Annotated in this window: 19 protein-coding genes; 14 read left to right on the top strand and 5 right to left on the bottom strand. The window is 63.3% G+C overall.

Annotated features, from left to right (window positions below; genetic code table 11):
• Positions 1-295: 295 nt before the first annotated feature.
• Both ACFFNA_RS19480 and ACFFNA_RS19485 read left to right on the top strand, forming a co-directional pair.
• The gene (locus ACFFNA_RS19480) at positions 296-904 is read left to right on the top strand and encodes an ATP-dependent DNA ligase (RefSeq protein WP_446685972.1); all 609 of its coding nucleotides are present in this window, start codon (positions 296-298) and stop codon (positions 902-904) included.
• 253 nt (positions 905-1,157) lie between these two features.
• On the top strand, positions 1,158-3,497 hold the full coding sequence (locus ACFFNA_RS19485) for a response regulator (RefSeq protein ID WP_378920820.1): 2,340 nt from the start codon (positions 1,158-1,160) through the stop codon (positions 3,495-3,497).
• A 28-nt stretch (positions 3,498-3,525) separates the two neighbouring features.
• On the opposite strand, the gene ACFFNA_RS19490 is transcribed toward ACFFNA_RS19485, so the two are convergent.
• From ACFFNA_RS19490 to ACFFNA_RS19505, 4 genes are all read right to left on the bottom strand, one after another.
• Complete coding sequence (locus ACFFNA_RS19490; protein ID WP_378920822.1) at positions 3,526-4,263, bottom strand: class I SAM-dependent methyltransferase; 738 nt, start codon at positions 4,261-4,263, stop codon at positions 3,526-3,528.
• 90 nt (positions 4,264-4,353) lie between these two features.
• Positions 4,354-5,208, bottom strand: coding sequence for a transglycosylase SLT domain-containing protein (locus ACFFNA_RS19495; RefSeq protein WP_378920824.1), 855 nt, complete (start codon positions 5,206-5,208; stop codon positions 4,354-4,356).
• Positions 5,209-5,213: 5 nt separating this feature from the next.
• Entirely contained in the window at positions 5,214-6,464 is a 1,251-nt protein-coding gene (gene ispG / locus ACFFNA_RS19500; RefSeq protein WP_378920826.1) for a flavodoxin-dependent (E)-4-hydroxy-3-methylbut-2-enyl-diphosphate synthase, read from the bottom strand.
• 323 nt (positions 6,465-6,787) lie between these two features.
• Complete coding sequence (locus tag ACFFNA_RS19505; protein WP_027023510.1) at positions 6,788-6,967, bottom strand: YdcH family protein; 180 nt, start codon at positions 6,965-6,967, stop codon at positions 6,788-6,790.
• A 240-nt stretch (positions 6,968-7,207) separates the two neighbouring features.
• Here ACFFNA_RS19505 and ACFFNA_RS19510 point away from each other — a divergent pair, with 240 nt between their 5' ends.
• Positions 7,208-7,411 (top strand): YdcH family protein, encoded by a 204-nt coding sequence (locus ACFFNA_RS19510; protein WP_095089397.1) that lies wholly within the window; start codon positions 7,208-7,210, stop codon positions 7,409-7,411.
• Between the two features lie 39 nt (positions 7,412-7,450).
• On the opposite strand, the gene ACFFNA_RS19515 is transcribed toward ACFFNA_RS19510, so the two are convergent.
• Entirely contained in the window at positions 7,451-8,239 is a 789-nt protein-coding gene (locus tag ACFFNA_RS19515; RefSeq protein ID WP_378920829.1) for an IclR family transcriptional regulator, read from the bottom strand.
• Between the two features lie 130 nt (positions 8,240-8,369).
• Between ACFFNA_RS19515 and ACFFNA_RS19520 the strand changes: the two genes are divergently transcribed.
• The 11 genes from ACFFNA_RS19520 (at position 8,370) to ACFFNA_RS19570 (ending at position 17,480) form a co-directional block, all read left to right on the top strand.
• A complete protein-coding gene (locus ACFFNA_RS19520) occupies positions 8,370-9,242 on the top strand; it encodes a transporter substrate-binding protein (RefSeq protein WP_378920831.1) in 873 nt (290 codons plus the stop codon).
• Between the two features lie 127 nt (positions 9,243-9,369).
• Positions 9,370-10,035: an amino acid ABC transporter permease gene (locus tag ACFFNA_RS19525; protein ID WP_378920833.1), complete on the top strand. Its 666-nt coding sequence runs from the start codon at positions 9,370-9,372 to the stop codon at positions 10,033-10,035.
• 1 nt (position 10,036) lies between these two features.
• On the top strand, positions 10,037-10,687 hold the full coding sequence (locus ACFFNA_RS19530; RefSeq protein ID WP_111544464.1) for an amino acid ABC transporter permease: 651 nt from the start codon (positions 10,037-10,039) through the stop codon (positions 10,685-10,687).
• A gap of 2 nt (positions 10,688-10,689) precedes the next feature.
• The gene (locus ACFFNA_RS19535) at positions 10,690-11,484 is read left to right on the top strand and encodes an amino acid ABC transporter ATP-binding protein (protein WP_111544465.1); all 795 of its coding nucleotides are present in this window, start codon (positions 10,690-10,692) and stop codon (positions 11,482-11,484) included.
• Positions 11,485-11,519: 35 nt separating this feature from the next.
• Positions 11,520-11,981 (top strand): RidA family protein, encoded by a 462-nt coding sequence (locus ACFFNA_RS19540; RefSeq protein WP_111544547.1) that lies wholly within the window; start codon positions 11,520-11,522, stop codon positions 11,979-11,981.
• 23 nt (positions 11,982-12,004) lie between these two features.
• Positions 12,005-13,210 carry an aminotransferase class V-fold PLP-dependent enzyme gene (locus ACFFNA_RS19545; RefSeq protein ID WP_378920836.1) on the top strand — a complete coding sequence of 402 codons (1,206 nt, stop codon included), beginning with the start codon at positions 12,005-12,007 and terminating at the stop codon, positions 13,208-13,210.
• A gap of 255 nt (positions 13,211-13,465) precedes the next feature.
• Complete coding sequence (locus ACFFNA_RS19550) at positions 13,466-14,419, top strand: metallophosphoesterase family protein (RefSeq protein ID WP_378920838.1); 954 nt, start codon at positions 13,466-13,468, stop codon at positions 14,417-14,419.
• 19 nt (positions 14,420-14,438) lie between these two features.
• On the top strand, positions 14,439-14,783 hold the full coding sequence (locus tag ACFFNA_RS19555) for a cupredoxin domain-containing protein (protein ID WP_378920840.1): 345 nt from the start codon (positions 14,439-14,441) through the stop codon (positions 14,781-14,783).
• Between the two features lie 46 nt (positions 14,784-14,829).
• Positions 14,830-15,369 carry a sigma-70 family RNA polymerase sigma factor gene (locus ACFFNA_RS19560; protein WP_378920842.1) on the top strand — a complete coding sequence of 180 codons (540 nt, stop codon included), beginning with the start codon at positions 14,830-14,832 and terminating at the stop codon, positions 15,367-15,369.
• Positions 15,366-16,292, top strand: a complete 927-nt coding sequence (locus tag ACFFNA_RS19565) for an anti-sigma factor family protein (RefSeq protein WP_378920844.1) — start codon at positions 15,366-15,368, stop codon at positions 16,290-16,292. The genes ACFFNA_RS19560 and ACFFNA_RS19565 overlap by 4 nt, the downstream gene beginning before the upstream one ends.
• A 198-nt stretch (positions 16,293-16,490) precedes the next feature.
• Positions 16,491-17,480 (top strand): sugar phosphate isomerase/epimerase family protein, encoded by a 990-nt coding sequence (locus tag ACFFNA_RS19570; RefSeq protein WP_378920846.1) that lies wholly within the window; start codon positions 16,491-16,493, stop codon positions 17,478-17,480.
• Positions 17,481-17,493 lie beyond the last annotated feature (13 nt).

A 17,493-nucleotide genomic window follows, 5' to 3' on the forward strand; every position in this document is an offset into this window, starting at 1 on the left:
AGAAAGCCAGAACCTTGACCCTCAACCCCGAACCGAAACATACATGAAAGGCGGGTCAAATCTCGGTGGAAATGCCGGGTCAGTTCTCAGTGAAAATCAACAAGAGCGCCGCAACGAGTGAGATATGTACGCCAGGATAAGTATTTGGATGCGAAGCTAACGACAATCCGACCCCGTGCGCAGATGCTTGCAATGGCTCGGCGGGGGCTCGGCACAGGCGGCAGGCATCCAGGTTGGGGGGATGTCGGGCTGCCTGTGCCGATCAGCCGCTGCTGCGCGATCAAAGGTGGCGTCATTGAGGAAGCGTGCCAAGGTGAACGGTGGCCGGCTGGAGTTCATTCCGCCGCAGATCCCGACTCGGGTCGAGGAGCCGCCCGAAGATGAGGGATGGGTTCACGAGGTCAATCTTGACGGCTACCGAACGCAGATCATCATCGATAAAGGCGGCGTGCGTCTTTACAGCAACAACGGCCGTGACTGGACCACGAAATACTGGCCCATCGCGCTGGCTGCCGAGCTGCCATGCCGGGCTGCCATTATCGACGGCGAGGTCATCGTGCCAGGCGAGCAGGGCGCTCCCGATTGCCCTGCGCTGGAAGCCGCGATCTGGAACGAACCGAGCCGGCTGGTGTTCGTCGCGTTCGACATCCTCCATCTCGACGGTCGCAATCTAGCCTCCCTGCCCCTGTTGCAGCGCAAGCAGGCACTGTGGCAACTGGTTGGGCACGACCTCGGCAAGATCCAGTACAGCGAGCATTTCGAGAGCAGTGCGCTAGCGATCTTTCGCGCCATCGAGAAGGTGGGGCTCGAGAGCATCATCTCGAAGCGCGTCGACAGCCGCTACAGGAGCGGACCGTCGAACACATGGCTGAGGGCCAAATACTTCGAGGAAGCCGATTTCTGAGCATCGACGACCGCATCTGGCGCAACCGCGACCGCAGCGTCGGCACCAGCAATGTCCGCTTTTGGTAGGCGGTCAAGTCGGCCGGAGTGACCGGAGGCGCAAAGAAGTCACTCAGGATTCAGTCTGCGAAGGTCGACTTCGGATCGAAACCCGTCACCCATCGCTTAGTTCGCCTCCACACCCGAACGAAATTTTAATGTAAATGAAGCGTAATCCCGGTCATTAAAATGATGCGTATGTGTTGGGGTTGCGCATGCCGGAATATTCGTCCTTCATCCGGTCAGTCCGGATTCGCTATATTTCAGGGTTGCTGATCTTTGCGCTGGCTTCCGCCGCCATCGTGATTGCGCTCGATCGGGTCAATTCCTTTCGCCATGACATCGATGCGCTGAGCAGCAACCTCGTCGTCTTCACCCGCGACCTGCGCAACGCGACCAGCTTTGCCGAGACGACCGGCACCGCCTGGCGGACGGAGACACGCGATGCGCTGACCACATCGGCGCGCGGCCATTCGGAGCGCCTGACCGGCGAGATCGAAACGCTGACCGCGCAGCTTGCCGCGATCAGGCCGCGCCTTTCGGTGAAGACCATCAACGAGCTCGAAACCGCTTCCGTCAACGGCGACCTGTTCTGGTCGCCGCGCGACATGGTGCGCAACTTCAACCTGATGTCGATGGCGCAGAAGGTCGATGAATGGAGCTATCGCGAAATCCGCAACCAGAACGACCTGTTTGCCCAGCCCATGCTGGTCCGCGTCCGCACCGCCATGGACGATGAGCGCCATCTGGCCGATGTCTCCAGCGACAGGCTGCTGCTGTGGGCGAGCGGCATCCTGTTCGCCGCCCTTGCCATCGTCGCCTTCTGGATCTTCCGTCCGATGGAAGTGGCCATCCGCCGCGCCTTTGCCGAATCCGCCGAATCCCTGTTCAAGGCCGAGGCCGCCGACCGCGCCAAATCGGAATTCCTGGCCAATATGAGCCACGAGATCCGCACGCCGATGAACGGTGTGCTCGGCATGGCCGAGCTGCTGGCCAAGACCGACCTGACGGCGCGCCAGAAAACCTTCACCGACGTCATCGTCAAATCCGGCAACGCGCTGCTCACCATCATCAACGACATCCTCGATTTCTCGAAGATCAACGCCGGCCAGCTCACCCTCGACCCGGCTCCCTTCCGTCTTTCCGAGGCGGTCGAGGATGTGGCGACGCTGGTATCGGCGCGCGTCGCCGAAAAGAACCTCGAACTGATCGTGCGCGTCGACCCGCGCCTGCCGGCCCATGTCGTCGGCGACGCCGGGCGGTTCCGGCAGATCGTCACCAACCTGCTCGGCAATGCGGTGAAGTTCACCGAAAAGGGTCACGTGCTGATCGATGTCGGCGGCGAGATCGTCAATGACGTAGTCCAGCTCAAGGTTCGCGTCGAGGACACCGGCATCGGAATCCCGGCCGAAAAACTGCAGAACGTGTTCGAAAAATTCGCCCAGGTCGATGGTTCATCGACCCGCCGCCACGAAGGCACCGGCCTTGGCCTTGCCATCGCCGCGCGCCTCGTCGATCTGATGGCGGGCAAGATCGGCGTCGAGAGCGAGATCGGCCGCGGCTCGGTGTTCTGGTTCGCGGTGCCGCTGCCGGCGCACCACGCCGCGGCGCGCGACGAGATCGTGCCGGTCGACGTCACCGGCGCTCGCGTGCTGGTCATCGACGACAATCCGGTCAACCGCGAAATCCTGCTCGAGCAGCTGAGAAGCTGGAGCTTCGACTGTGCCGCCGCCGAAAGCGGCGCCGTGGGCCTGGCCTTCCTCGATCGCGCCTGCCAGCTGGGAGCCGCCGTCGACTGCATCATCCTCGACTACCAGATGCCGGGCATGAACGGCGCCGACGTAGCCAGGGCCATTGCTTCCGACAGCCGGCTGGCTTCCATTCCGGTGGTGCTGCTGACCTCGGTCGACCAGGTCGATTTCGGCAAGATGATCATCGACTTCGGCATTGCCGCGCACCTGACCAAGCCGGCGCGTTCCGCCATCCTGCTTGGCACCGTGATCTCGGTTGTCCAGAAGGCCCGTTCGCAGGTCGGCAAGGCGCAGTTCGTTCGCGAACCGATCGTGCCGGCTCCCCCGTCAGCACCACCCGCATTCACCGTCATTCGCGGCCCGGCGATGCCGATCGCCATGGCACCGGAATCGACGGCCACGCCGAACGGTCCCATCGACATCCTCATTGCCGAGGACAATGACGTGAACCAGCTGGTGTTCGGCCAGATCCTCAACGGGCTGGGGCTGAGCTATCGCATTGCCGGCAACGGCCGCACGGCGGTCGAGATGTACCGGGCGCTGCGCCCCAAGCTGATCCTGATGGACGTCTCGATGCCGGAGATGAACGGCTACGAAGCGACCCGCGCCATCCGCGCCATGGAGACCTCGTCGGGCACTCACATCCCGATCATCGGCGTCACCGCGCATGCGCTGAAGGGCGATCGCGACAAATGCATCGAGGCCGGCATGGACGACTATCTGCCCAAGCCGGTTTCGCCTGATCGTCTCGGCACCAAGATCGGCACCTGGCTCAGCGAGACGGTGGTGGCGAAGACGGCGTAAGGCAAGTCTGGCCGCTGGTCTGGCGGGATCAGCGCAGCCCACCGATCGGGATGATTTCCGGAGAGGTGGCGACATAAGGCCCGCCATCCCAGTTACCGAGCCATTTCTCCACCAGCAGGCCAACCTCATCCAGCATCCCGGCGATATCCTCCTTCTCCGGGAAAGCGATTTTCGATTCGGCGCCCAGAACCGATCTGCCGCCTGGAATTTCATAGAAGGTTGAGTAGGTGACGACGCCAGTGGCGGCATCGTGTTCGACATCATTCCAGGCCTTGACTGTGCCGAGACTGGGATGCGCCACCATTCGTTCGGAGCGCTGCGGCGTCCACTCCAGCCACTTCTCCGTAGCAGGATTTCGCGTGTCGAAGATGAAGCGCCCACCGGGAGCGAGATGGTTAGCGATGGTGCGCAACACCGCTTCTTGATCCTGTTTGGTCAGGAAAACCTGGAACGCGTGCCCGGTCAGCAGCACCAGATCGAAGCGTCGTCCGAGGCGAACGGTTCGAGCGTCGGCCTCGACCCACTCCACCTTGTGCCCGCCGGTCCTGCGCCGCGCGACGTCGAGCATCGCCGATGCCGGATCAACGCCGGTGACACTTTGCCGGTCGGCCAGTTCGGCAGCCAGCTGCCCGGTGCCACAGCCGAGATCGAGGACCGAACCGCCATGTCTGGCAAGGCTTACGCAGTAGTCAAAATCAGCACGGCCCTGGTTCTCAATGTCGTAGAACTGGACGAGGTTGGGATCGCTGTAGAGTCTGTCGGTCATGGCCGTCGCCTATAACCGAAATCTTTGCTGAATGCGACGGCGCATTCAGCCGAACAAGGCACGCTGCCGAGTTCGTTCAATGCGACTGTTCTACCGGTTGCGCACCACCACGCACGCTCCGCCGACGCTTTGCAATTTCTGGCATATGACATTGGCGGCGGCGCGGTCGTCGATGCCGATCCTGACCGCGTATATGCCGCGCCGGCCGATTGGCGTGCGCACCCGGCTGACCACCGGATCATGCCCGCCGAGCAGGGCCGGGAACCGGCTCCTCACCCGCAGCCATTGGCCGATCGCGGCACTGCGGCGGAAGTTGCCGGCCACCTGGATGCCCCACGGTTTTATGTTGATCGAGGCCATCGCCACGGTCTGCGACATGATCACCGGCAGCCTGCGGCAAGCGACGGCAAAATCCGCCTTTGCATCCAGCGGTTCGACCTTGCCGGCATAGGCCCGGTCGGAAAACTTGTCGACCGGCTCGCCCATGATGTCGAAAACATAGCTCTCGGTCTCCATTGGCAGGAAACCGCCGGAACCGAGCCAGCGCGACACCCGGCTTTCACCGGAATTGTAGGCGGCCGCCGCCAGGCCGAGATTGCCGTAGCTGGTTTTCATCTCGGCGAGATATTTCGCCGAGGCCGGGATCGCCTGGTTGACGTCGAAGGAGTTGGCAAGGCCACGCATCTTGGCGGTGCCCGGCATGAACTGGGCGATGCCTTCGGCGCCGACCGGACTGACGGCGTTGGGATCGAAACGGCTTTCCTTCCAGATCAGCCGGGCGAAGAAATCCCTGGGCAGGCCGTTCTGGTCGGCATGGGCCTGGATCAGGTTGCAGACCTTGTCGATGAGCCTCTGCTTGGCGGATTGCGGTGGATCGGCCTGGACAGCTGTCGAACAGACCAGGGCGCAAAGCAGAACCAGCGTCGCCCTGAGGAAACGCTGCATCGCGTCTACTCCGCCGCTGCTTTGCCGCGACCGAACCGTTGCTCGATATAGTCGGCGACCATTTTCTCGAAATCCGCCGCGATCGACGGCCCGCGCAGCGTCGCCGCCTTCTTGCCGTCGACGAAGACAGGCGCCGTCGGCGTCTCGCCGGTGCCGGGTAACGAAATGCCGATATCGGCATGCTTGGACTCACCCGGGCCGTTGACGATGCAGCCCATCACCGCGACCTTGAGGTTCTCGACGCCGGGATATTTTTCGCGCCACACCGGCATGTTCTTCCTGAGATCAGCCTGGATGTTCTGGGCGAGTTCCTGGAACACGGTGGAGGTGGTGCGGCCGCAGCCGGGGCAAGCGGCGACGATCGGCACGAACTGCCTGAATCCCATGGTCTGCAGCAGTTCCTGCGACACCTGCACCTCGCGCGTGCGGTCGCCGTTCGGCTCCGGCGTCAGCGAGATGCGGATGGTGTCGCCGATGCCTTGCTGGAGCAGGATGCCCATGGCGGCGGACGAAGCCACGATGCCTTTCGAACCCATGCCGGCCTCGGTCAAGCCAAGATGCAGCGCGTGGTTGGAGCGGGTGGCGAGCTCGGTATAGACGGCGATCAGGTCCTGAACGCCGCTGACCTTGGCCGACAGGATGATTTTTTCGCGGCCAAGGCCGATTTCTTCCGCCATTTCGGCCGACAGGATCGCCGACTGCACGATCGCCTCGCGCGTCACTTCCTGCGCGGTCAGCGGAAAGCCCTGCGCCTGGTTGTCGTCCATGAGCCGGGTCAAAAGCTCCTGGTCGAGCGAACCCCAATTGACGCCGATGCGCACCGGCTTGTTGTATCTGATCGCCATCTCGACGATCGCAGCGAACTGCCGGTCCTTCTTGTCCTTGAAGCCGACATTGCCCGGATTGATGCGGTATTTGGCCAGCGCCTCGGCGCAGGCCGGATGGTCGGCCAGCAGTTTATGGCCGATATAGTGGAAATCGCCGACCAGCGGCACGTCGATGCCGAGCCGCGCCAGCCTTTCGTGAATGCGCGGCACTGCGGCAGCACTCTCGTCACGATCGACGGTGATGCGCACGATCTCGGAGCCGGCACGGTGCAGCGCCGCAACTTGCGCAACCGTCTGGTCGACATCGGCCGTATCGGTGTTGGTCATCGACTGCACGACGACGGGCGCACCGCCGCCGACGACCACGCCGCCGACATCGACGCCGACCGAGGTACGGCGGGGGAAGGGAGAGGAAAAATATCCGGTCATGCCCGGCAGCCTTTTGTCTCTGGAGCGCCATGCGTCCACCGGGACGCACAAGAACGCCCCGGGCCGATGCGCTAAAGTCCGGGCATGAGGTGGAGGAGCAAAGATGGCTTGTCAATGGCGACAGGTCGCCACTGGCCGCAATTGGCCCGCCGCCGGGATCAAAAAAATCGAAGATCCGGCGACGGCCGAAGCAAAAAAATTGAGCTGAACGGAAGTCCAGCCTCGGCGACCGCCCAGCGCTGGAAATCACAATCCACCACACCGGCGACAAATGCCGCCGGCAAGAGAGGCCGTGGATCGTGATCGTCTATATCAGGAGGGCATCAATGGGTGGTCGGTTGTGCTCTCAGTTTTTCAATCTCGTCCTTGAGTGCCAGCTTGCGTCGCTTGAGATTCACGATTTCGAGGTCGTCGACCGATGGATGGTTCATCGCGTCATCGATTTCACGCTCGATGTCGCCGTGTTTCCGCTGCAACTCATCAAGATGGGATGCAAGAGACATGATTGGTTCTCCCTTTCATGGTTTCCTCGATTGCAGCCGTCACGGCGCGTCCACCGCAGGTTCGCTTCTGTGACGGCACAATGATACTGTGCCACCATCCGGCCGCGATGTCGAATGCTGCGTGGTAGCATTCCACGACAATGTGAAATGTGATATGGGCTGCGCGCCGGTGATAAAAGACCCCGGCCCCGCCCAATCAGGCCCAGTTTTTGGGCGCCGCAGACGTGCAGACGGTAGAGAATGTCCGATCAGGAACAGGCCGATATTCGCCTCGAATTTTCCCGGCTAAAGCAGGAACACGCCGATTTCGATGCGGCGATCAACGCGATGATCGCCACGAACTGCGACCCGCTGCAAATCCAGCGCATGAAGAAGAAGAAGCTGTTCCTCAAGGACCGGCTGATGGCGCTGGAAGACAAGATCATTCCCGACATCATCGCGTGAGACGGCAGAGCCGGGTCGCTCCTGATCGCTTCTTTGCGCCTATCCGGCGATCGAAAGTCTGGCGGCGCGGTCGCGCAGCAGGCCGATGAGACTGCCGGTCCGCTCCTCGGACGTGTCGATGGGAACCACCAGGCACATCGTCGCCTCGACCTTGCCAGGCCCCGAAAAGACCGGCGCGGCGAGGCATTTCGTATACGCATCGACAAGGCCCGAGGTGACGCAATAGCCGGTGGCTTCAGCCTTCGCTATGTCGGCGATGAAGTCGCTGAGAAGCAATCTGCGGCCGTCGGGCAAGATGAGATCATCTTCGGATACCATGTCTTCGATCCGGGCCTGTTCGAAGCCCGCCAGAAGCAGCCGTCCCGAAGCGGTCCAGGGCAGCGGTATCTGCAGGCCGGTGGCGGAACTTATGCGGAACGGCCTGGTGCCCGGGCTTGAATGGACGATCGTGTAGCGGCCGCTTTGCAGCATACACAGCTCCGAGGTTTCGCCGGTCTCGCGCGACAGATTGTCGACCTCCTGGCGCCCGCGCCTCATGAGGTCGTTGCCCCGCACATAATCCATTCCGTAGAGATAGAGCTTCTTGCCGAAATAGACGCGGTTGCCGTCGCCTGCCATCTCAAGCAGGCCGGCATCGACCAGCGACCGCACTAGCGTGTAGGTCGTCGAGCGGGGTGCGTTCACCCCCTTGGCAAGGTCGCCAATGCCGATCGCCCGCTGCGTCGTGTGAAGAAACTCGAGGATCTCGAGCACCCGGTTGAGGCCTTTTTCGCGGGAACCCGAAATCTTCTCGCCGGCTGAAACTGCTGGGGCATTGCCATCTTGCATTGTCGATTCCTGGTGTTAGTATCTGTCTTGTACAGGATACATACGTCTCTTGTAAGAGACAATCGCTCTGAAAATCAACGATGCGTGTATTGCCTGTGCATAGGGGAACACAACACGAAAGGAGGTCGCCGTGAACGACACATCCGGAAGACGTGATTTTCTGAAATTGGGAATGGCAGGACTGGCCACGGCTGGCGTGCTGGCAGCCGTCGATGCCCAGAAGGCTGCTGCCCAGGCAGCACCTGACAGCCTGCTGCGAACCGTGCTCGATCGCGGCAAGCTGATCGTCGGCACTGGCAGCACCAACGCGCCCTGGCACTTCGAAAACGACGCCGGCGAACTGGTCGGCATGGACATCACCATGGGGCGCATTCTTGCCAAGGGACTTTTCGACGATCCGACCAAGGTCGAATTCGTCATGCAGGACCCGGCGCAGCGCATTCCCAACGTGACCACCAACAAGGTCGACATCACCATCCAGTTCATGACCATGAGCGCCCAGCGCTCGCAGCTGGTCAATTTTTCCCGGCCTTACTATGTCGAGGGTGTCGCCCTGCTGACCCTTCCGACTGCCGAGAACAAGACCTTCGACAAGCTGCTAGCCGCGGGTTCGGCAACGCGCATCTCCATTCTGCAGAATGTCGATGCCGAGGCACAGGTGCATTCGGTCCTGCCCCAATCCCAGGTCATGCAGATCGATACGCAGGCCAACGTGCTGCAGGCGCTGGAATCGAAACGCGTCGACGCCGCCGCGGTGGATCTTTCCACGGTGCGCTGGCTCGCCTCGCGCAATCCGGACAAATACTTTGACGCCGGCAAGAGCTGGCTGAGCATGCTTTATGGCGCAGCGCTCCGGCAAGGCGATCTTGATTGGCTGACCTTCGTCAATTCCACCTTCACCATCGCCATGTTCGGTCACGAAAACGCCCTCTACGACGCCGCGTTCAAGGACTATTTCGGGCAGGAGCCGCCGGCGCGCCACCCCGGCTTCCCGACCGTCTGAGGTATGGAGCGGAAGGATGCCTGCGCACCCTTCCGCCACCTTTCTCGACCATGCATGTCGCCCAGACGAGCAGCGACTTCCGGGGCACGACATGTATGAACAGCGTCCAGGGTACTGAGAGAAGCGAATGGGCTATACGCTCAACTTCAACCTGATCTGGCGGCATTTCGACAAGCTGTGGGGCGGCCTGCTGCTCAGCCTTGAACTGGCCGTGATCTCGATCGCCATCGGCGTCGTCATCGGGCTGGTGCTGGCGGTCTGGTATGTCTCGGCAGGGCGCGCGGTGCGGGCGACGATCGCCGCCTATGTCGAATTCATCCGCAACGTGCCGCTGATCCTGCTCGTCTACCTCGTCTTCTATGGCTTGCCGACCGTGGTCGACCTCGCCTACAGCGCTCAGACCTCGTTCATCTTGACGCTGTCGGTCTATAGCGGCGCCTACCTGGTCGAGGTGTTTCGCTCGGGCCTCGAAGCCGTTCCGCGCGGGCAGCTCGACGCTGGCAAGGCGATTGGCCTGACGCCATGGCAACGACTGCTCCATGTGCGCCTGCCGACCATGCTGCGCATCACCTTGCCGGCGCTGTCCAACACCTTCATCTCGCTGTTCAAGGACACCTCGATCGCCTCGGTCATCTCGGTACCCGAGCTCACCTACGGCGCCCAGTGGATCAATTTCAACACCTTCCGCATCGTCGAGGTCTACCTGGTCACGACCGCGATGTATCTCTTGACCGGCTATGCGCTGCTTTTCGCGCTGCGGCTCGTCGAGCGCCGATTCAGGGCGGCACGCTGACATGCTCACCCAGATCGCCTATGCCTTGCCGTTCCTTGCCCAAGGCTTCGCCTTGACCTTGTGGGTGTCGCTGCTGGTCGTGGTCCTGTCGCTCATCGCCGGCGTCCTGCTGGGCGTCGGCCTGGTTTATGGTCCCGCGCCGCTGCGCTGGGCGGTGCGCATCTTCAGCGACACGATCCGCGGCATTCCGATCCTGGTGCTGATGTTCTTCGTCTATTACGGCCTGCCTGCGATCGGGCTTCATCTGCCGTCGTTCTGGGCCGCCGTGCTTGCGCTCACCTTGTTCAAGACGGCGCAGGTCATCGAGTATCTCAGGGGCGCGGTCGGCTCCATCCCGAAAGGGCAGTCGGAAGCAGCAATGGCGATCGGGCTGACCTTTCGCCAGCGCCTGGCCTACGTCATCTTCCCGCAGGCCTTCAGGCGCTTCCTGCCACCCTGGATCAACGGCGTCACCGATGCGGTCAAGGGCAGCGCACTGGTGTCGCTGCTCGGCATCACCGACCTGATGCAGGCCATCAACCAGGTCATCGGCCGCACCTACGAGGCCATGCCGCTCTACATCCTCGGCGCGCTCATCTATTTCGCGGTCAACTATGCCCTTTCGCTCGCCAGCCGGCGGCTCGAGCGGCGTTTCTCCTTCATCCGGGAATAGCAATGTCCACAAGTTCGAACGACACCCCGGCCCTCCTCGACGTCCGCAACGTTTCCAAATCCTTTGGCGCCGCCCAGGTCCTGCGCTCGGTCAGCTTGCGGGTGGCGCGCGGCGAGGTGGTGACCGTCATCGGCCCCTCGGGCAGCGGCAAGACCACGCTGCTGCGTTGCGTCAACTTCCTGGAAAGCTATGACAGCGGCTCGATCCGCATCGACGGCAAGGAGGTCGGCTTTCGCGACTCGGGAACCCGTCAGCGCCGCAGCGAACGCGATCTCGCCGCGATGCGCGCCGAAACCGGGATGGTGTTCCAGAGCTTCAACCTCTTTCCTCACCTGACGGCGGCCGGCAACATCATGCTGGGGCTGCGCAAGGTGCGGGGAAAAAGCGAAGCCGAGGCGCGCTCGATCGCCGAACATTGGCTCGGCCGCGTCGGCCTTGCCCACAAGGCCGACAGCCTGCCCGCCGAACTGTCCGGCGGCCAGCAGCAGCGCGTCGGCATCGCCCGCGCCGTGGCGATGGAGCCTAAGATCCTGCTGCTCGACGAGATCACCTCGGCGCTCGACCCCGAACTCGTCGGCGAGGTGCTGGCCGTCGTGCGCAGCCTCGCCGAGGATGGCATGACGATGCTGATGGTGACGCACGAAATGGCCTTCGCGCGCGACGCCTCGAGCCGCATCGTCTTCATGGCCGATGGTGGTGTCAGCGCCGTCGGCCCACCGAAGGAGATTCTCGCGGCGGAGACCACCAACGAGCGCCTCCGCACCTTCCTGGCGCGCTTCCGCGCCTCGCATTTCTGACACCGGACAGCGAAAGCTGTCGCAAGGAGCATTTGATGACGCCTTATATCCGGCTCGCCGAACTCGGCTTGACGCTGCCCGAGCCGCCGACCCCGATCGCCAACTTCGTCACCCATGCCGAAAGCGGGCGGCTGATCTTCCTGTCCGGCCAGGGGCCATTGCGGGCCGACGGCACGCTTTGTACCGGCAAGGTTGGAGAGGACGTGACGGTAGAGCAGGCTTATCAGCATGCCCGCCTCACCGGCCTCAATCTGCTCGCCGTCATGCACGCAGCCGCCGGCGATCTCGGCCGCATCGTGCGGGTCGTCAAGCTGCTCGGCTTCGTCAACGCGATACCGACCTTCAGCGACCACCCGAAAGTGGTCAACGGCTGCTCCGACCTTTTCGCCGATGTCTTCGACAATATCGGCGGCCATGCCCGCTCGGCAATCGGCGTCGGCTCCTTGCCTGGAAACATCACCGTCGAAATCGAGGCGGTCATCGAGATCGCCGCCTGACTTTTAGAAATGGAATCCGAGAGATGAAAACCTATTCCGCCGACGGCTCCAACACCACCATCCGCGAACGGCTCGGCCTTCGTCCGATCATCAATGTCTCGGGCACGATGACTGCGCTTGGCGCATCGATCATCGTCCCGGAAGCGATCAGCGCGATGTCTGAAATGGCTTCGCAATGGGTGGAGATGGACGATCTGCAGCGTGCCGCAAGCACGATCGTTGCACGCCTCACCGGCGGCGAGGCCGGTTTCATCACCGCCTGCTGTGCCAGCGGCATCACCATGGCGATCGCCGGCGCCATGACGGGAACCAACCTGCTCGCCATCGAGCGCCTGCCGGACGACACCGAGGACCTCAAGTCGGAAGTCATCGTCCAGCTCGGTCACATCGTCAATTACGGCGCGCCGATCGACCAGTCGGTCAGGCTGGCCGGAGCAAAGACCATTCCCGCCGGCACGGTCAGCGTGACCCAGGACTATCATGTGCGTGACGCAATCCGCGACCGCACAGCGGCGGGCCTCTATGTCGTCGCGCACCACACCGTGCAGTACGGCATGCTGTCGCTGGAGGAATTCTGCGAAATCTGCCACGCCAAGGGCGTCCCGGTGATTGTCGACGCGGCTTCCGAATACGATCTGCGTGGCTTCCTGGCGCGCGGCGCAGACATTGTCATCTACAGCGGCCACAAATTCCTCAGCGGGCCGACCAGCGGCATCGTCACCGGGCGCAAGGATCTGGTGCGCGCCGCCTATCTGCAGAACCGCGGCGTCGCACGCGCAATGAAGGTCGGCAAGGAGAGCATCGCAGGCACCATGGCCGCACTCGAAGCCTGGGAAAGGCGTGACCATGACGGCATCCGCCGGCGCGAAGAGGCAGCGCTCAACCTGTGGAAGGACACGTTGCAGGGACTGCCGGGCATCGTCGCGCAGATCATCCCTGATCCGACCGCCAATCCGCTTGATCGCCTGCAGATCTTCGTTTCGCCTGAGAGCCGGTTCACCGCCGCCGGCCTCGCCGCGGCCCTGGCCGCGGGCTCGCCGCCCATCATCGTGCGCAACCACGAGGTCGAGCGCGGCCATTTCTTCCTCGACCCGTGCAATCTCCACCCTGGCGAAGCGGAGATCGTCGCCGAACGGCTGCGGACCATACTGACCGCGACTGACCGGCCCATCGACGCCATGAAGCCTGCCCGCAAGGATTCGTCCGGCGCCTTGCGCTGGCCGGACTAGAGCAATTCCAGGAAAAGTGTGAGACGGTTTTCCCGGGAAAAGCGCGTAGCGCTTTCCCTTAGGGAATTGCGTCAAAACAGAGAGATGGAGCGGTTCAGCGTTTCCGTGGAACGGTGAACCGCTCTAGACCCTAGCATGCTGGTGTCGCCAGCCATCACGTGACCGTGAACGGCCGGATCTGCACCAGCCGGGAATAAACCACCGCCATCCCGGGTCTCCTCAGCATACGCCACTCCTGGCGTTGAGGAGACCGACATGACCCATCACCACGATGACGAGAGCGGACGCGACGGCATCAGCCGCCGCCATGCGCTGGAATGCATGATCTGGGCCGGCACCGGCGTGCTGTGGACGATTTCAGGCGGCGTACCGGTGTCGCTCAATCTGCTTGGCGCCGCACAGGCCGCCGAAGCCATGGCCACCGGCTTCACCTTCCTGCAGATCTCCGACAGCCATATCGGCTTCGACAAGGCGGCCAATCCGCATGCCATCGACACGCTGAAGGAGGCCATGGGCAAGGTCCAGGCGCTGCCGCAAAAGCCCGCCTTCATGATCCACACCGGCGACATTACCCATCTTTCCAAGCCGGCACAGTTCGACAATGCGGCTGAGATCATCGGCGGCGCCGGCTTCGACGTGCATTACGTGCCGGGCGAGCACGATCTGATCGACGACGGCAACGGCAAGGCCTATCTCGACCGTTATGGCAAGGGCACCAAGGGCGCCGGCTGGTACTCCTTCGACCAGAACGGCGTGCATTTCGTGGCCCTGGTCAATGTCGTCAACCTCAAGGCCGGCGGGCTCGGCAATCTCGGCGCCGAGCAACTGGCGTGGCTGGCCGACGACCTGAAGGCGGTCAGCGCCTCGATGCCGATCGTCGTCTTCGCCCATATCCCGCTGTGGGCCGTCTATCCCGAATGGGGCTGGGGCACCGACGACGCGGCACAGGCGCTCGGCCTGCTCAAGCGCTTCGGCTCGGTTACCGTGCTCAACGGCCACATCCACCAGATCATGCAGAAGGTGGAAGGCAACGTAACCTTCCACACCGCGCGCTCGACCGCCTTCCCGCAGCCGGCGCCAGGCACCGCCGCCTCGCCTGGACCGATGACCGTGCCGGCCGGTCAACTGCGCGGCCTGCTCGGCACCAGCAGTGTCACCGTGAAGCAAGGCGGGCAGGATCTCGCCATCATCGACTCGACGCTGGCTTGAGCCTGAAAGGGAAATCACCATGATCTGCATACGCCTTCCGGCCCGGCACATGGCTGCGATCCTCACGGCCTTCACCTTGACCACGGCGACCTGTCAGCCGATGCGCGCGGCGGATGCGCCGATGGTCAAAATCGAGAATTTCGCCTTCACGCCCCGAGAGCTGACGGTCAAGCCCGGCACCACCGTGATCTTCAGGAACGACGACGACATTCCGCATCTGGTCGTCGCCAATGATTCCTCCTTTCGCTCCAAGGCGCTTGACACCGGTGACACATATGAATTCACCTTCACCAAAGCAGGCGACTTTGCCTATTTCTGCGGACTTCACCCGCACATGCAGGGCAAGATCACCGTCGCGCCCTGAAGGCGCATGGCAGAACCTGCCCGGAGTGCCGGATCATGCTGCGGTGTTGAGCGAGAAGGCCCTGGCCGAGCGCTTCGGCGAGGTGGTGCTGCCCCATCTCGGCGATGCGCTTGCGCTCGCCCGTTGGCTGACCGGCAACGCCGCCGATGCCGAGGACGTGGTGCAGGAGGCCTGCGTGAAGGCGCATGCCGGCATCGCCGGCTATGCCGGCGGCAATGCCCGCGCCTGGCTGCTGACCATCGTGCGCAACACCGCCTACACCTGGATGTCGCGCAACCGGCCGCGCGGTATGCTGACCGTCGGCGACCTCGGCGATCTCGACGAGATCGCAGCGGCGCACGGCACCAGCCTGCCGGATGAAGATGGTCCGGAGGCGAGCCTGATCGCCAGGGCCGATACGGCGGCACTGGAGGCGGCGATCGCGGCACTGCCGCAGCCGTTTCGCGAGACGCTGGTGCTGCGCGATATCAACGGCCTCAGCTATCGCGAGATAGCGGCCATGCTCAGCGTACCAATGGGCACCGTGATGTCGCGGCTGGCCCGTGCCCGCGGCCTGCTTGTGTCTGAACTGGGGAGAACGCCATGACCAACCATGACGACGGACTGCCCAACGATCCCGAAGGCATCAGGCTGATGATCCACGCCCTCGTTGATGGCGAACTCGACGCGGCAGCAGTGCTGGCGGTGGAGCGGCGCATCGCCGCCGACCCGCAGCTTGCCGCCGAACACGCCCGCATCGTCGCCCTGCAGGCGGCAGTCAGCCGCTTGCCGCGCCCTGATGTCAGCGATGCCTTTCAGGCCCGCATCGCGGCCATTGGCATGGCGGCCACGGCACAACAGGCGCAAGACGAGCCGGTGCAAGACGAGGCGGCGGAGCCTCAGCAGGGCACGCCGTCGGCGCAACCGGGGTTGATTGCCCTGATCGGGGGAGGCCAGAGGCGAAACGCCGAAACACGTCTGTCGCAGACGCGGGTCCTGCCAAGGGCGCGCCGCTTCGGCTCGTTCGACTGGCGTGCCATGGCAGCATCGATCATGATCAGCGCGGTGCTGGCCAGCGGCGCGACGCAATGGCTGATGGTCAACAGCGCATCCGACGGTTTCGCAGCAGCGGTTGCCAGCGGCCATCGCCGCAGTCTGCTTGCTGCCAGCCCTATCGATGTCGTTTCGTCCGACCGCCATACGGTGAAGCCGTGGCTCGACGCCCGGGTGGGCGTATCGCCGCCGGCGCCGGACCTCGCCCAGGATGGCTACGCGCTCATCGGCGGCCGGGTCGAGGTGATCGCCGACCGGCCGGTGCCGGCGCTGGTCTACCGCCACCGCGAGCATCTGATCACACTGGTCGCCGAACCGCAGCAGGGCGGCGGCACCACAGCACCTGACGATCTCTCGTCGGGCGGCTTCTCGCTGGTGCACTGGAGCGACGGCGCCTTCTCCTACTGGGCGATCTCCGACATGGAGCGCCCCGAACTCGACGACTTCGTCGCCCGCTTCCGCAAGGCGGCGGTGTGACGACGGCCGTGCCCCGCTCATCCCACCGTCCCTGACAGGTCTCCAGCCTGCGGCGCCAGTTGAGAAATCGCCGGTTCACGGCGCGCATTTGCGCTGGCCTGGACGAATTGCGGCCCGGCCGCCGCTCATAACCTTTCAAAACAATAACTTTACAAATATTTGTGCTTATGTGAAGTTATGAGTGTTGAAGGGTCGATCATGACAGCCAATCGTTTCGCCACGCGCCTGAATTCCTTTGCCTCGCGGCCACAGGCCGAATGGCCCGACCTCACCGGCAAGCCGTCACTGATGCAGATGGCCGCGCGTGCCGCCAAGGTTGTCGGGTTGACCGACCTCGATCTGAATTTCCCCGACCATGTCAGCGAAAAGCCCGCTGAAATCGCGCGAAACCTTGGTGACCTTGGCCTCTCCATCAATGGCTTTGCCATGCGCTACTACTCCAACCCGGCCTTCAAGCTCGGCGCCTTCACCAATCCGGATCCGGCGGTGCGCCGCGAAGCGATCGACCTGACCAAGGCCGGCATCGACGCCGTGCGCGAGGCCGACGCCAGCCTGATGACGCTGTGGCTCGGACAGGATGGCTTCGATTACGCCTTCCAGGCCGACTATGCGGCGCTCTGGCAACACGAAATCGACGGAATTCGTGAAGTCGCGGCACATGACCCCGACTGCCAGATCAGCCTGGAGTACAAGCCCAACGAGCCGCGCTCCTACAGCCTGATGCCGGATGCGGCGACGACCTTGCTGGCGATCCGCGATGTCGGCCTGCCCAATCTCGGGGTCACGCTCGACTTCGCCCATGTGCTCTATGCCGACGAGCAGCCGGCCTTCGCCGCCGCCCTGGTGGCGCGCCACAGCAAGCTGCTCGGCGTGCATCTCAATGACGGCTACGCCAAACGCGACGACGGCCTGATGGTCGGCGCCGTGCACACGCTGCAGACCATCGAACTGCTCCGCCAGATCCGCAAGGACGGCTACGCCGGCGCCATCTATTTCGACACCTTCCCCGACGTGACCGGGCTCGATCCGGTGCACGAGTGCGAAGTCAACATTGCCACCGTCAAGCGCATGCTGCGCGTCGTCGACCGGATCGATCAGGACAACCGCCTGTCCGCCGCTGTCGACCGCCAGGACGCGGTGACGTCGCAGGCCATCATCCAGGAAATCATGCTCGGTCCGGACAGCTGAGGCGTCCGGGACA

Source organism: Mesorhizobium kowhaii (genome assembly GCF_042431665.1).
Classification (GTDB): Bacteria; Pseudomonadota; Alphaproteobacteria; order Rhizobiales; family Rhizobiaceae; genus Mesorhizobium; species Mesorhizobium kowhaii.

Coding starts and splice junctions, on each gene's coding strand:
- ACFFNA_RS19485 (WP_378920820.1), top strand. CDS start 1,158: ATGCCGGAATATTCGTCCTTCATCCGGTCAGTCCGGATTCGCTATATT.
- ACFFNA_RS19490 (WP_378920822.1), bottom strand. CDS start 4,263: ATGACCGACAGACTCTACAGCGATCCCAACCTCGTCCAGTTCTACGAC.
- ACFFNA_RS19495 (WP_378920824.1), bottom strand. CDS start 5,208: ATGCAGCGTTTCCTCAGGGCGACGCTGGTTCTGCTTTGCGCCCTGGTC.
- ispG (WP_378920826.1), bottom strand. CDS start 6,464: ATGACCGGATATTTTTCCTCTCCCTTCCCCCGCCGTACCTCGGTCGGC.
- ACFFNA_RS19505 (WP_027023510.1), bottom strand. CDS start 6,967: ATGTCTCTTGCATCCCATCTTGATGAGTTGCAGCGGAAACACGGCGAC.
- ACFFNA_RS19510 (WP_095089397.1), top strand. CDS start 7,208: ATGTCCGATCAGGAACAGGCCGATATTCGCCTCGAATTTTCCCGGCTA.
- ACFFNA_RS19515 (WP_378920829.1), bottom strand. CDS start 8,239: ATGCAAGATGGCAATGCCCCAGCAGTTTCAGCCGGCGAGAAGATTTCG.
- ACFFNA_RS19525 (WP_378920833.1), top strand. CDS start 9,370: ATGGGCTATACGCTCAACTTCAACCTGATCTGGCGGCATTTCGACAAG.
- ACFFNA_RS19530 (WP_111544464.1), top strand. CDS start 10,037: ATGCTCACCCAGATCGCCTATGCCTTGCCGTTCCTTGCCCAAGGCTTC.
- ACFFNA_RS19535 (WP_111544465.1), top strand. CDS start 10,690: ATGTCCACAAGTTCGAACGACACCCCGGCCCTCCTCGACGTCCGCAAC.
- ACFFNA_RS19540 (WP_111544547.1), top strand. CDS start 11,520: ATGACGCCTTATATCCGGCTCGCCGAACTCGGCTTGACGCTGCCCGAG.
- ACFFNA_RS19545 (WP_378920836.1), top strand. CDS start 12,005: ATGAAAACCTATTCCGCCGACGGCTCCAACACCACCATCCGCGAACGG.
- ACFFNA_RS19550 (WP_378920838.1), top strand. CDS start 13,466: ATGACCCATCACCACGATGACGAGAGCGGACGCGACGGCATCAGCCGC.
- ACFFNA_RS19555 (WP_378920840.1), top strand. CDS start 14,439: ATGATCTGCATACGCCTTCCGGCCCGGCACATGGCTGCGATCCTCACG.
- ACFFNA_RS19565 (WP_378920844.1), top strand. CDS start 15,366: ATGACCAACCATGACGACGGACTGCCCAACGATCCCGAAGGCATCAGG.
- ACFFNA_RS19570 (WP_378920846.1), top strand. CDS start 16,491: ATGACAGCCAATCGTTTCGCCACGCGCCTGAATTCCTTTGCCTCGCGG.